This window comes from Phenylobacterium ferrooxidans (genome assembly GCF_042714595.1).
Classification (GTDB): Bacteria; Pseudomonadota; Alphaproteobacteria; order Caulobacterales; family Caulobacteraceae; genus Phenylobacterium; species Phenylobacterium ferrooxidans.
In genome coordinates this window covers 60349-72393 of record NZ_JAOTJD010000023.1, presented here as the reverse complement: position 1 = coordinate 72393, position 12045 = coordinate 60349, and the positions used below count along the sequence as shown (strand labels likewise).

Sequence of the window (12045 nt, the reverse complement as noted above, 5' to 3'; positions counted from 1 at the left end):
CTGCGCCGCGCCGCGGCCGAAGGGGAGGGCGGTCCCGCCGCTGTTCGGGCGCTCGGCATGTATCTCGGCCGCATGCGCCGCACCCTGACCCTGGCCAAGTCCGGCGCCGGCCTGCAGGAGGCCGCGAAGGCCTCGGGCGTGTTCTGGAAGAGCGAACGAGAATTCCTGCGCCAGGCTCGCACCTGGACCCTGCCCGAGCTGGACCGCATCCAGCCCGAGGTGCTGGCCGCCGACAAGGCCTGCAAGACCGCCGGCTCCCCCGACGCCCTGATCGCCGAACGGCTGGCCCTGCAGATCGCCGGCCGCGCCAAGCGGCTGGGCCTCTGATGCGGGCCGTCTTCCTCGCCGCCGTGCTGCTGGCCACCCCGGCCGCGGCCCAGACCGACCTGATGGCCGCCTATGCCAACCCCCAGACCCTGGTCACCCTGCCGGACGGTCGCAAGCTGCACTTCCATTGCTCCGGCCTCGGCGGCCCCCTGGTGATCCTCGACAGCGGCTGGGGGGCCTCCAGTTTCGCGTGGCGCAACGTGCAGCCGCAGGTCGCCACCCTGACCCGGGTCTGTGCGATGGACCGGGCCGGAATGGGCTTCAGCAGCCCCGGCCCCCTGCCGCGGGACACCGCCTCCATCGTCGACGACCTGCATGCGGCCCTGCAGACCCCGTACTTCCCCGGCCCCTACATCCTGGTGGGCCACTCCCTGGGCGGGATGAACATGCGGCTCTATGCGTCGCGCTATCCCGACCAGGTTGTGGGCATGGTGCTGGTGGACCCGGCCAATCCTCACCAGGACAAGCGCTTCGCCGCGGTGTCTCCCACCGTCGTCGCCCTGACCCAGGGCGAGATCACCACGACCCGCCGTTGCGCCGACCTGGCCCGGGCCAGCGCCCTGCGCCCAGGCGGAGAAGGGTGGACCGCCTGCGTCGGCGATCCCCCCGCCGAATGGCCGCGCCCTCTGCGCGACTACGTCGTCACCCTGCGCACCGATCCCGCCGCCGCCCGCCAGCGGCTGTCGGAGATCGAGAGCGTCGCCGAGCCGAACTCCACCCAGGTCGAAACCGCCAAGATCAGCCTGGGCGACATGCCGCTCATTGTCCTGACCGCGGAAGGCGCCTCGAAGGATCCGTCGATCCCAGCCGCCGACCAGGCCGCCGTCGCGCAGCTATGGTCGGCGATGCACGACGAGGCCGCCGCCCTCTCGACCCGCGGCGCCAATCGCCTGGTGGCTGGCAGCGGCCACAATATCCACAACGAGAAGCCAGATGTGGTCATCGGCGCCATCAGCGAGGTCATCGTGAAGGCGCGAGGGAAGGCCTCTCCGAAAATCGGGGAAAAACCGGTCGTTGCGGCCGCGCCCGGAAATTAGGTTTTCACGTAATAACTCAACAGCTTAGCCTGGATTCGGCGCGAGTCATCCACAGGCTTTGGCGCAGGCGACGTCCTCGGATACGAACCGCCCGGCCGCTGTGCGCCACAGGACCAATTTTCGTCTGGCGGTTTTCGGACCTAGGCGCGGGTCAGTCGACGGCAGACTTCGTCGAGCTGTTCGAGGCTGGCGTACTTCACCCGAAGCTCGCCGATCCCGCCCCTGTCGATAACCTCGACGGTCAGACCAAGCGCCTCCGACAGGTCGACCTCAAGGGCCTGGGTGTCGGTGTCCTTGCGCGGCCTGGGCGATGCGGGCCTGGGTGTCACCACCCCGCCGCCGGCCGCCTTGCGCACCAGGGATTCGGTGTCGCGCACCGACAGGCCCTTGGCGATGACCAGGTCGGCCAGGGCCAGGGGATCGTCGGCGCCCAGCAGGGCGCGCGCATGACCCGCGGTGATCTGGCCTGCCATCAGGTATTGCCGGACCGGATCGGGTAGGGCCAGCAGGCGGACCAGGTTGGCGACGTGGCTGCGGCTCTTGCCGACGGCGTCGGCCACCTCGGCGGCGCTGCGGCCGTGCACCTCCACCAGTTGCTGGTAGGCGCTGGCCTCTTCGATGGCGTTCAGGGCCGAACGCTGGACGTTCTCGATGACCCCGATCTCCAGGACCTGGGCGTCCCCCAGCTCACGGACCAGGGCCGGCAGGACGTGCAGGCCCGCCTTCTGGCTGGCGCGCCAGCGGCGTTCGCCGGCGACGATCTCGAAGTGGCCGTCCATCTCGGGTGCGGGCCGCACCAGGATCGGCTGCAGCACGCCCTTCTCGCGGATCGAGGCGGCCAGCTCCTCGATCTCGACCTCCGGGAAGACCCAGCGGGGCTGCTTCTCATTGCGATGGATCAGCTCGATGGGGATGTCGCGCAGGCCGCCGGCGGCGCCCGCATCCACCGGGGTTTCCTCGACCTCGCCCAGCAGGGCCGACAGCCCCCGGCCCAGTCCGCGTTTTTCGACCATCATGTTTTCCTCAGGCGGCCTTGGCGCGGCGATCGCGTTCGCGCACCACCACTTCGCGCGCCAGCTTCAGATAGGCCTGGCTGCCCGCGCACTTCAGATCATAGACCAGCACCGGCTTGCCGAAGCTGGGCGCCTCGGACACCCGCACATTGCGCGGGATCACCGTGGCGTAGACGGTGCCGCCGAAGTGGGCGCGGACGTCCTTGGCCACCTGTTCCGACAGGCTGTTGCGGCGGTCATACATGGTCAGCACCACCCCCTGGATCTCCAGGTTGGGGTTCAGGCTGCCCCGCACCAGCTCAATGGTGCGCACCAGCTGGCTGAGGCCCTCCAGGGCGAAGAACTCGCACTGCAGGGGGACCAGCACGGCGTCGGCGGCCGCCATGGCGTTGACCGTCAGCAGGTTCAGGGACGGCGGGCAGTCGATCAGCACATAGGTGTAAGAGCCCGACTGGCGGATCGGGTCGATGGCGTCGCGCAGCTTGAAGGAGCGCCGCGCCTGCTGGCCCAGCTCCAGCTCGACCCCGGAGAGGTCGGCGTGGGCCGGGACGATGTCCATGCCCGGCAGGTCGGTGTGGACGATGGCGTCGGTGAGGGCTGCGTCGCCCATCAGCACGTCATAGAGGGTGATCTTGCGCTTGGAATGGGGCACGCCCAGGCCGGTCGAGGCGTTGCCCTGGGGATCGGAGTCGATCAGCAGGACGCGTTCGCCGACGGCGGCGAGCGCCGTGCCCAGGTTGATGGCCGTCGTGGTCTTGCCCACGCCGCCCTTCTGGTTGGCGACCACCAGGACGCGGAGCGCCCGATGCGGTTTCTGATCAGCGGCCACGGCCCAACTTCCTTACGCGTACGATGCGCCCGCGCGCATCACTGAAGCTGGGCAGGATTTCCGCCTCAAAACTCCAAGACTTGGTCGCCTCTTCCATCTCGACCGCAACATCCTGTCCCTTGAGGAACAGAGCGGTCGCGCCACGCTTCAGGTAGGGCTGGGCATACCCAAGCAACCGGGTCATCGGCGCGCAAGCCCGGGCGGTGACGATATCCACAGTCAGGGACAAGTCCTCCGCACGTGAATTGTGAATCGTCGCCGGAAGCCCCAGGCCGTTAACCACCTCGGTCAGGAAGCGGCAGCGCTTGGCCATACTTTCCACGAGATGCATGTGGAAGCCGGGGCGGTTTTTCTGAAGGATCGCAAGCACGATACCCGGCAATCCTGCGCCCGCGCCGAGGTCGGCCCAGGTCAGGGCGTCGGGCTCCAGGGGCAGGATCTGGGCGCTATCCCAGGCGTGTCGCGACCAGAAGATCTCGAGGGTGGAGGGGCCCACCAGGTTCATCTTCTGGTTCCAGTCCTCCAGGTATGACCGGTATTGCTGGAGATCGCGGATCATACTTTCGTCGGCGCCGGTGGCCATGGCGAAGTCTGCGGCGGTCTCCACCTCGATGGGGAGGGTGTCGGTCCTGTCCATCAGGCGGCCCGCCGGCGGACATGGGCCAGGAGGGCGGTGAGCGCGCCGGGCGTCACCCCTTCGATCCGCGCGGCCTGGCCGAGGGTGAGGGGACGGATGGCGGTCAGCTTGCCGCGCACCTCGTTGGAGAGCCCGCCGACCACCGAATAGTCCAGCTCGGCCGGCAGGCGCAGGTTCTCATCGCGGCGGAAGGCGGCCACATCGGCCTCTTGTCGCCCCAGATAGCCGGAATAGGCGGCGTCGATCTCCACCTGCTCGCGGACCTGGGGGTCCCAGGCGGCGATCTCGGGCCAGATGGCTGTCAGGTCCTCGAAGGAGATGGTGGGGTAGGCCAGCAACTGGGTCAGGTCGCGGCGCTGGCCGTCGGCCTTGACCGGCAGGCCGGCCTTGGCGGCCTTGTCCGGGGTCAGGGTCAGCTCGGCGGCGCGGCCTCGGGCCTCGGCGAGAGCCTTGGCCTTTGAATTGAAGGCGGTTTCACGTGAAACACCGACGCAACCCAGGGCCATGCCCTTGGCGGTCAGGCGCTGGTCGGCGTTGTCGGAGCGCAGGGTCAGGCGGAACTCCGCCCGGCTGGTGAACATCCGATAGGGCTCGGTGACCCCCCGGGTCACCAGGTCGTCGATCATCACCCCGATATAGGCCTCGTCGCGGCCGAAGATGGCGGGATCCGCGCCGGAGGCGGCGCGGGCGGCGTTCAGCCCGGCCACCAGGCCTTGGGCCGCGGCTTCTTCATAGCCCGTGGTGCCGTTGATCTGGCCGGCGAGATAGAGGCCCGGCAGGCGCTTGACCTCCAGGGTGGCCGACAGTTCGCGCGGATCGACATAGTCGTACTCGATCGCATAGCCGTGGCGGCGGACCTGGACGTTCTCCAGCCCCACGATGGTGCGCAGGAACTGGTCCTGGGTCTCCGCCGACACCGAGGTGGAGACGCCATTGGGATAGACGGTGTCGTCGTCGAGGCCTTCGGGCTCCAGAAAGATTTGGTGGGCCGTCTTGTCGGCGAAGCGCACCACCTTGTCCTCGATGGAGGGGCAGTAGCGCGGGCCACGCCCGTTGATCCGCCCGCCATAGACCGCCGACTCGGTCAGGCGCTCGGCGATGATCCTGTGGGTCTGCGCATTGGTGTAGGTGACGCCGCAGGCGATCTGCGGCGTCGTGATCTTGTCGGTCAGGAAGGAGAAGGGGGAGGGGACATCGTCCGCCGCTTGCATCTCCAGCCTGTCCCAGGCGATGGTCGAGGCCACCAGGCGGGCCGGCGTACCGGTCTTCAGCCGGCCCATGTCCAGGCCCAGGGCGTAGAGGCGGTCCGCCAGCCCGATGGCCGGGGCCTCGCCGACCCGACCGGCGGGGATGCGCTGTTCGCCCTGGTGGATCACGCCCTTCAGGAAGGTGCCGGTGGTCAGGACCACGCGGCCGGCGGAATAGATTTCACCGCTTGCGCCCACGACACCGGTGACCTTGCCGTCCACCACCAGCAGGTCCTCGACGGCCTCGGCCTTGACGGTGAGGTTGGGGGTCGCGGCCAGCTCAGCCTGCATGGCCTCGCGATAGAGCCTGCGGTCGATCTGGGCGCGGGGGCCGCGCACCGCGGCGCCCTTGGAGCGGTTGAGCAGGCGGAACTGGATGCCGGCCACATCGGCCAGCCGGCCCATGACGCCGTCCAGGGCGTCGATCTCGCGCACCAGGTGGCCCTTGCCCAGGCCACCGATGGCCGGGTTGCAGGACATTTCGCCGATGGTCTCGAGCTTGTGGGTCAGCAGCAGGGTCCGGGCGCCGAACCGCGCTGAAGCCGCCGCGGCCTCACAGCCCGCATGGCCGCCGCCGATGATGATCACGTCCCAGGAGGTCACGCCAAACTCCGCATCCGCGCCATATGGGCGGGGGGTTCCTATAGCGGAAGGGGCGGGCGGTTTCACGTGAAAGAGTCTTACCGGATGGCCCGGGGACATGCCTCCTCTCCCCATTCATGGGGAGAGGGTAGGGTGAGGGGCGCGCAGCAGAGCTGCGCGTTGCCGAGGTGAAGTGTAGCCGCCCTTCAGAAAGAGCCCTCACCCCACCCTCTCCCGCAAGTGGGAGAGGAGGTGCTAGCCCAGCCTTCTGCAGTGTTCCACGTGAAACACCTTATTTTCCAATGCAGAAGGTCGCAAAGACCCGGTCGAGGACGTCCTCAGGGTCGATCGCCCCGGTGATGCGGTCCAGGGCGCGGCCGGCGAGGCGGACGTCTTCGGCGGCCAGTTCAGGGGAGCCGTCCACAGCCAGGGCATGTTCCAGCCGGGCCAGGGCCTCGGCCAGCAGGTCCCTGTGACGCAGGCGGGTGGCGGTGGGGAGTTCGTCGCCCGAGAGGCGCTGGAGCACCTGGTCGGTGAGGGCGGCCAGGATCACGCCGACATGGGTGGTGTCGCGGGCGCTGATCCGGTGCAGCTCAAGCTCCAGGGCCCGGGCCTCCACCACCGTCCGGCCGGTGTCGTCGCCCGGATTGAGATCAGACTTGTTGATCACGCAGAGGTCGCCGGCGCTCAGTTCCTCCGGCGGGGGGTCGATGGCGGAGGATGCGCCGTCCACCACCCAGATCCTCAGATCGGCGGCGGCGGCCCAGGCCCGGGCGCGGCGAACGCCCTCGGCCTCGATCTCGTCGTGGGTGTCGCGCAGGCCCGCGGTGTCGGCCAGCAGCACCTTGTAGCCGGCGAGCCGCAGCGGAACCTCGATGACGTCCCGCGTCGTGCCAGGGGTCGCCGTGACGATCGCGGCCTCACGACCGACCAGGGCATTGAGCAGGGTGGACTTGCCGGCGTTAGGCGCGCCCACCAGGGCGATGCGGAAGCCCTCGCGGATACGCTCGCCGCGATCCACGTCGGCCAGGGCCAGGTGAAGCTCGCCGATCAGGCGCTGCAGATGGGGCCGGGCGCGGTCGGCCACCTCGACGGGGACCTCCTCATCGGGAAAGTCCACGGCGGCCTCGAAATTGGCCAGGGCCTCGATCAGATCGCCCCGCCAGCGCTGGTGGGCGCGGCCGAGGGCGCCTTCCACCTGGGCCAGGGCCTGGCGGCGTTGCGCCTCGGTTTCGGCCTCAATGAGATCAGCGACCCCTTCAGCCTGGGCCAGGTCCAGCTTGCCGTTTTCGAAGGCCCGGCGGGTGAATTCGCCGGGCTCAGCCAAACGGAGACCGAGGCCGCTCAAGGCTTCAAGAAGCGAGGAGACCACGGCAGGGCCGCCGTGCACGTGAAACTCGGCGCTGTCCTCGCCGGTATAGCTCGCCGGGCCAGGGAACCAGAGCACCAGGGCCTGGTCGATGGGGCCGCTGTCGGAGCCAAGGGTTCGCACCGCCGCCAGGCGGGGGCGGGGCGTCTCGCCGGCCAGAGCCTTCACGGCCGCCCGCGCCGCAGGGCCAGACACACGGACGACCGCCACGGCGGCGCGGCCGGCGGCGGTGGCGGTGGCATAGATGGTGTCGGTCATTTCGGGCGGTTGGCGCCGCCGCCCATGCCCATGTCCACGGCGGTGGACATCAGCTTGCGGAACTGTTCCTGGGCCCCGACCCCGAAGGCGGTCCAGTTCTTCATCAGCTCATCGGGGGAGAGCATGTTGATATTGGCCGACATGCGATTCTGCATCTCCTCAACCAGCTTGTCGTTCAAGGCGGTGACGTCGGGCAGGCCCATGAAGGTGCGAGCCTCGATGGGGGTGCAGTCGATCTCGATGGTCATCTTCATGGCGGGGCCCTTCCTTCAAGCAATAGTTATGGCCGGTTGCGGCCACTGCGCGCTAGTAGCCAAAGCAGACCAAGACAAACGGAGCTCCGCATGGCCGGCGAAACCATCACTCTCAAGACCGAAGACGGCGACTTCAACGCCTATGTGGCGCGGCCGTCCAAGGCCAAGGCCCCGGCCATCGTGGTCATCCAGGAGATCTTCGGGGTCAATGCCGTCATGCGCGAGATCGCCGACGGCCTGGCCGACCAGGGCTATCTCGCCATCTGCCCCGACCTGTTCTGGCGGATCGAGCCCGGGATCGACATCACCGACCAGTCGGAAGCCGAGTGGAAGAAGGCCTTTGAACTGTTCAACGCCTTCGACGCCGATCTCGGAGTCAAGGACATCGCCGCAGTGATCGACCATATCCGCGCCGATGGCGGCTGCTCGGGCAAGGTGGGCGCCGTGGGCTACTGCCTTGGCGGCCTGCTGGCCTACCTCACCGCCACCAACACCGACGCCGACGCCAGCGTCGGCTATTACGGCGTCGGCATCGAGAACCGGCTGGGAGAGGCCGAGAAGCTGGAACGGCCCCTGATGCTGCATATCGCCGAGGAGGACCAGTTCGTCCCCAAGGAGGCCCAGGCCATCATCCTCCAGGCCCTGAAGAACCACCCGCAGGTCACCGTCCATACCTATCCCGGCTGTGACCACGCCTTCGCCCGCCATGGCGGCGAGCACTATGAGGCCGACGCCGCCCGCCACGCCAATGGCCGCAGCCTCGCCTTCTTCCAGCAACACCTGCTCTAGGCTCTGATCATGCGCGCCATCCAGATCGACGCCACCGGCGGTCCCGAAGTCCTCAAGCTGGTGGACATCCCCGCGCCCGAGCCGAAACCCGGCCAGATCCTGGTACGCAACCAGGCCATCGGGCTGAACTTCATCGACACCTACCACCGCTCGGGCCTCTACCCCCTGAAGCTGCCCTCGGGCCTGGGAATGGAAGGGGCCGGCGTCGTCGAGGCCGTGGGGGAGGGGGTGACCCGCTTTTCGGTGGGCGATCTCGCGGCCTATGCCTCGGGTCCGATCGGCGCCTATGCCGAGCTTCACGCGGTCAATGCCGAGCGGGCGGTCAAGCCGCCAGCGGGGATCGACGCGAGCGTTGCGGCGGGCGCCCTGCTGAAGGGCATGACGGCGGAGTTCTTGCTGCGGCGCTGTTACGAGGTGAAGCCCGGCGACCACATCCTGGTCCACGCCGCGGCCGGCGGGGTGGGCTCGATCCTGGTGCAGTGGGGCAAGGCTCTGGGCGCCGTGGTGATCGCCACCGCCGGGTCGCAGGACAAGGCCGACCGGGCCAAGGCGCTGGGGGCCGACCATGTGATCCTCTACCGCGACGCCGATGTCGCCGCCGAGGTGCGCAGGATCACCAATCGCGTGGGCGTTCCGGTGGCCTATGACTCGGTGGGGGCCGCGACCTTTGAGGGCACCTTGGGAAGCCTGGCCAAGCGCGGCCTGTTCGTCAGCTTCGGCAACGCCTCCGGGCCGCCCCCGGCTATCGCCCCTGCGCGATTGATGCAGGCGGGCTCGGTGTTCCTGACCCGGCCGACCATGGGGGACTATCTGCTGACCACCGATGAGCTGGACGCCTCGGCCGCGGCGCTGTTTGCGGTGATCGCCTCGGGCCAGGTGAAGATCGATATCGGCCAGACGTTCCCGCTCTCCGAGGCGCGCAAGGCGCATGAGGCCATGGAGGGGCGCGATACGGTCGGAGCGAGTTTGCTGATTCCGTAGGATCGAGATGCGCCCCCTCTGGGGCAGCTGTCAGCGAAGCTGACTGAGGGGGACTTTGACTCTTGTTTTAGGGCCGAAGAGGTCAACGACGTTGATCCCCCTCCGTCTCGCCGCTGCGCGTCGATCCACCTCCCCCACATCGCGCTGCGCGCTGGGGGAGGATCTATTCCTCCCGCTTCCAGCCCCAGGCCTGGGTCACACGGGGCAGGCTCATGAACACAGTCGGATCATCGCGGGCCTTCACCAGGTCGGAGATGTGATCCACCAGGGTTTCACGTGAAACACCCATGGATTCAACGGCTTCCGCGATTCCGGCCAGGGTCAGGGCGGCCATGGCCTTGGCGGGGCCAGTGAGCCCTGCCGGCTGGACCACCCGGGCCTCGATGCCGATGAAGCCGGCACGCCCGAGAATGGCGGGCAGTTTGGGGCCGATCTCGGCGTCCGCGCCGCGCTTGTGAGCGCAGGCGACATACCACTGCACGAAGTGGCGGAAGCTGAGACGAGTCGGCTCGCAGAGATGGGCGGAGAACTCCACATCCTCCACCACCAGCAGGCCATCGGGGACCAGGGCGCGTTCGAAGCACGCCACGGCGTCGGCCGGGTCGGTGAGATGGGAGAGCAGGAAACGGGCATAGATGACGTCGAAGGGACCAAGCGCCTCGGCCCGCCCATAGCCGCCCACGTGGAACGCAGAGTTGGACGGCGCGTCCTGGCTGGCCATGGAGATCTTGATCTCGTCGAGGTCGAGACCCGTCACCTGGCCTGAGGTGCGGCGCGCCAGGTCGCGGGTCACCTCGCCCCCGCCGCAGCCCACATCCAGGATGCGGGCGCCGGCCGGGATACCGACCCGGTCGAGCAGGCTTCCCGTCGCCTCGGCCATGGCCTGGGACAGGACCGAAAGCCGCGCGGCCCCGGCCATGCCGCCGGCGATGATATAGCTCTCGCCCATCGGACCGACTTCCCCTCAAGCCAGGCGGAAGTCGGAAACCGGCGACCGCTAGGTGTTCATCGACTGGAAGAATTCGTCGTTGTTCTTGTTCTGGCGCAGCTTGTCGAGCAGGAACTCGATGGCGTCCTGGGCCCCCATGGGGTTGAGGATGCGGCGCAGGACATAGGTCTTCTGCAGCTGGTCCTTCGGGGTGATCAGCTCTTCCTTGCGGGTGCCGGATTTCAGCACGTCGATGGCCGGGAAGATGCGCTTGTCGGCGACCTTGCGGTCCAGGATGATTTCAGAGTTACCGGTGCCCTTGAACTCTTCGAAGATGACTTCATCCATTCGGCTGCCGGTGTCGATCAGGGCCGTGGAGATGATGGTCAGGGAGCCGCCTTCTTCGATGTTCCGCGCTGCGCCGAAGAAGCGCTTGGGGCGCTGCAGGGCGTTGGCGTCCACACCGCCGGTCAGCACCTTGCCCGAGGACGGGACCACGGTGTTGTAGGCGCGGCCCAGACGGGTGACGCTGTCGAGCAGGATGATGACGTCGCGCTTGTGCTCCACCAGGCGCTTAGCCTTCTCGATCACCATCTCGGCGACCTGCACGTGGCGGGTGGCGGGTTCGTCGAAGGTGGAGCTGATCACCTCGCCGCGCACGGTGCGCTGCATGTCGGTGACTTCCTCGGGCCGCTCGTCGATCAGCAGCACGATCAGGTAGCACTCGGGGTGGTTCACCGCGATGGACTTGGCGATGTTCTGCAGCATCACCGTCTTACCCACCCGAGGCGGGGCGACGATCAGGCAGCGCTGGCCCTTGCCCAGCGGGGCGACGATGTCGATCAGCCGGCCCGAGCGGTCCTTCAGGGTGGGATCCTCGATCTCCATCTTCAGCCGCTCGTCGGGATAGAGCGGGGTCAGGTTGTCGAACAGCACCTTGTGGCGGACGTTCTCGGGGTTCTCGAAATTGGTGAGATCCACCTTGATGAGGGCGAAGTAGCGCTCGCCCTCGCGGGGCGCGCGGATGGCGCCGTCGACGGTGTCGCCGGTCCGCAGGCCGAACTTCCGGATCTGCGAGGGGCTGACATAGATGTCGTCGGGGCCGGGCAGGTAGTTGGCCTCGGGACTGCGCAGGAAGCCGAAGCCGTCGGACACCACTTCCAGGGTGCCGGAGCCGGAGATCTCGATGCCTTCCTCGGCGAGTGTCTTGAGGATCGCGAACATCATGTCCTGCTTGCGCATGGAGTTGGCGTTCTCGATCTCCAGCTTCTCGGCGAAGGCCAGCAGGTCGACCGGCGACTTGTCCTTCAGCTCCTGGAGGGACATCCGGGTGATGCCCAGCGCGGCGATGGCCGCGGAGAGTTCGTTGTCTTCATCGTCGTCCACGCTCTCCTGCGGGGCTTCGACCTGGGCGTCCATCGCCTGGTCGAGGGCGGAGTCTTCGGTGTCGAGGGTGTTGTCTTGGGACATGGGTAGCGCCTTGATACGGCTCGGCGCGCCCGGACTTGAGACAGTCCTCGGGCGTCGAGCAACTTGAAACGTCTGGGGCGGGCCTGGGGCTCGCCGGGGTGTTCAGGGGCCGGGACGCAGCAGCTCTAAATCTTGGGAAGCGCGCGTCGCCGGAGATAGGGCGGGGCATGACTTCGCGTTTGCGCGACGCCATGTGGGGCCAGCGGAACCACATCGCGCGGTTCGGGTCAAGGATTGTGGGCTTTGACCCCAACACCAACACCGTCATCCCGGACGGCCCACAGGCCGATCCGGGACCCAGGGGCGGAGAGCGCGGCCCCTGGG

The 12045-nt window shown here is 68.1% G+C and carries 11 protein-coding genes and 1 pseudogene; 4 read left to right on the top strand and 8 right to left on the bottom strand.

Annotated features, from left to right (window positions below):
• Positions 1 to 327 (top strand): annotated as a pseudogene (locus OCL97_RS13165) (DNA polymerase III subunit delta); the annotation flags it as partial.
• Positions 327 to 1364 (top strand): alpha/beta fold hydrolase, encoded by a 1038-nt coding sequence (locus OCL97_RS13160; protein ID WP_377370429.1) that lies wholly within the window; start codon positions 327 to 329, stop codon positions 1362 to 1364. The pseudogene OCL97_RS13165 and the gene OCL97_RS13160, both read left to right, overlap by 1 nt.
• Before the next feature lie 140 nt (positions 1365 to 1504).
• Here OCL97_RS13160 and OCL97_RS13155 read toward each other — a convergent pair whose 3' ends face one another.
• From OCL97_RS13155 to OCL97_RS13130, 6 genes are all read right to left on the bottom strand, one after another.
• Complete coding sequence (locus tag OCL97_RS13155) at positions 1505 to 2380, bottom strand: ParB/RepB/Spo0J family partition protein (RefSeq protein WP_377370428.1); 876 nt, start codon at positions 2378 to 2380, stop codon at positions 1505 to 1507.
• Between the two features lie 7 nt (positions 2381 to 2387).
• Positions 2388 to 3206, bottom strand: a complete 819-nt coding sequence (locus tag OCL97_RS13150) for a ParA family protein (RefSeq protein ID WP_304780554.1) — start codon at positions 3204 to 3206, stop codon at positions 2388 to 2390.
• On the bottom strand, positions 3196 to 3789 hold the full coding sequence (gene rsmG, locus OCL97_RS13145) for a 16S rRNA (guanine(527)-N(7))-methyltransferase RsmG (RefSeq protein ID WP_377370427.1): 594 nt from the start codon (positions 3787 to 3789) through the stop codon (positions 3196 to 3198). Before rsmG ends, OCL97_RS13150 begins: the two co-directional genes overlap by 11 nt.
• A 53-nt stretch (positions 3790 to 3842) precedes the next feature.
• Complete coding sequence (gene mnmG / locus OCL97_RS13140) at positions 3843 to 5693, bottom strand: tRNA uridine-5-carboxymethylaminomethyl(34) synthesis enzyme MnmG (RefSeq protein WP_377370426.1); 1851 nt, start codon at positions 5691 to 5693, stop codon at positions 3843 to 3845.
• Between the two features lie 271 nt (positions 5694 to 5964).
• Positions 5965 to 7299 carry a tRNA uridine-5-carboxymethylaminomethyl(34) synthesis GTPase MnmE gene (gene mnmE / locus OCL97_RS13135; RefSeq protein WP_377370425.1) on the bottom strand — a complete coding sequence of 445 codons (1335 nt, stop codon included), beginning with the start codon at positions 7297 to 7299 and terminating at the stop codon, positions 5965 to 5967.
• The gene (locus tag OCL97_RS13130; protein ID WP_304780547.1) at positions 7296 to 7553 is read right to left on the bottom strand and encodes a DUF6489 family protein; all 258 of its coding nucleotides are present in this window, start codon (positions 7551 to 7553) and stop codon (positions 7296 to 7298) included. Before OCL97_RS13130 ends, mnmE begins: the two co-directional genes overlap by 4 nt.
• 90 nt (positions 7554 to 7643) lie before the next feature.
• Here OCL97_RS13130 and OCL97_RS13125 point away from each other — a divergent pair, with 90 nt between their 5' ends.
• A complete protein-coding gene (locus tag OCL97_RS13125) occupies positions 7644 to 8342 on the top strand; it encodes a dienelactone hydrolase family protein (RefSeq protein WP_377370424.1) in 699 nt (232 codons plus the stop codon).
• 9 nt (positions 8343 to 8351) lie between these two features.
• Positions 8352 to 9323, top strand: coding sequence for a quinone oxidoreductase family protein (locus OCL97_RS13120; RefSeq protein WP_377370423.1), 972 nt, complete (start codon positions 8352 to 8354; stop codon positions 9321 to 9323).
• A 163-nt stretch (positions 9324 to 9486) separates the two neighbouring features.
• Here the strand turns inward: OCL97_RS13120 and OCL97_RS13115 are convergent, their stop codons facing one another.
• The gene (locus OCL97_RS13115) at positions 9487 to 10272 is read right to left on the bottom strand and encodes a class I SAM-dependent methyltransferase (protein ID WP_377370422.1); all 786 of its coding nucleotides are present in this window, start codon (positions 10270 to 10272) and stop codon (positions 9487 to 9489) included.
• A gap of 48 nt (positions 10273 to 10320) precedes the next feature.
• Complete coding sequence (gene rho, locus OCL97_RS13110; protein WP_305663878.1) at positions 10321 to 11721, bottom strand: transcription termination factor Rho; 1401 nt, start codon at positions 11719 to 11721, stop codon at positions 10321 to 10323.
• Between the last annotated feature and the right edge of the window lie 324 nt (positions 11722 to 12045).

Coding starts and splice junctions, on each gene's coding strand:
- OCL97_RS13155 (WP_377370428.1), bottom strand. CDS start 2,380: ATGATGGTCGAAAAACGCGGACTGGGCCGGGGGCTGTCGGCCCTGCTG.
- rho (WP_305663878.1), bottom strand. CDS start 11,721: ATGTCCCAAGACAACACCCTCGACACCGAAGACTCCGCCCTCGACCAG.
- OCL97_RS13125 (WP_377370424.1), top strand. CDS start 7,644: ATGGCCGGCGAAACCATCACTCTCAAGACCGAAGACGGCGACTTCAAC.
- OCL97_RS13120 (WP_377370423.1), top strand. CDS start 8,352: ATGCGCGCCATCCAGATCGACGCCACCGGCGGTCCCGAAGTCCTCAAG.
- mnmE (WP_377370425.1), bottom strand. CDS start 7,299: ATGACCGACACCATCTATGCCACCGCCACCGCCGCCGGCCGCGCCGCC.
- OCL97_RS13130 (WP_304780547.1), bottom strand. CDS start 7,553: ATGAAGATGACCATCGAGATCGACTGCACCCCCATCGAGGCTCGCACC.
- rsmG (WP_377370427.1), bottom strand. CDS start 3,789: ATGGCCACCGGCGCCGACGAAAGTATGATCCGCGATCTCCAGCAATAC.
- OCL97_RS13115 (WP_377370422.1), bottom strand. CDS start 10,272: ATGGGCGAGAGCTATATCATCGCCGGCGGCATGGCCGGGGCCGCGCGG.
- OCL97_RS13160 (WP_377370429.1), top strand. CDS start 327: ATGCGGGCCGTCTTCCTCGCCGCCGTGCTGCTGGCCACCCCGGCCGCG.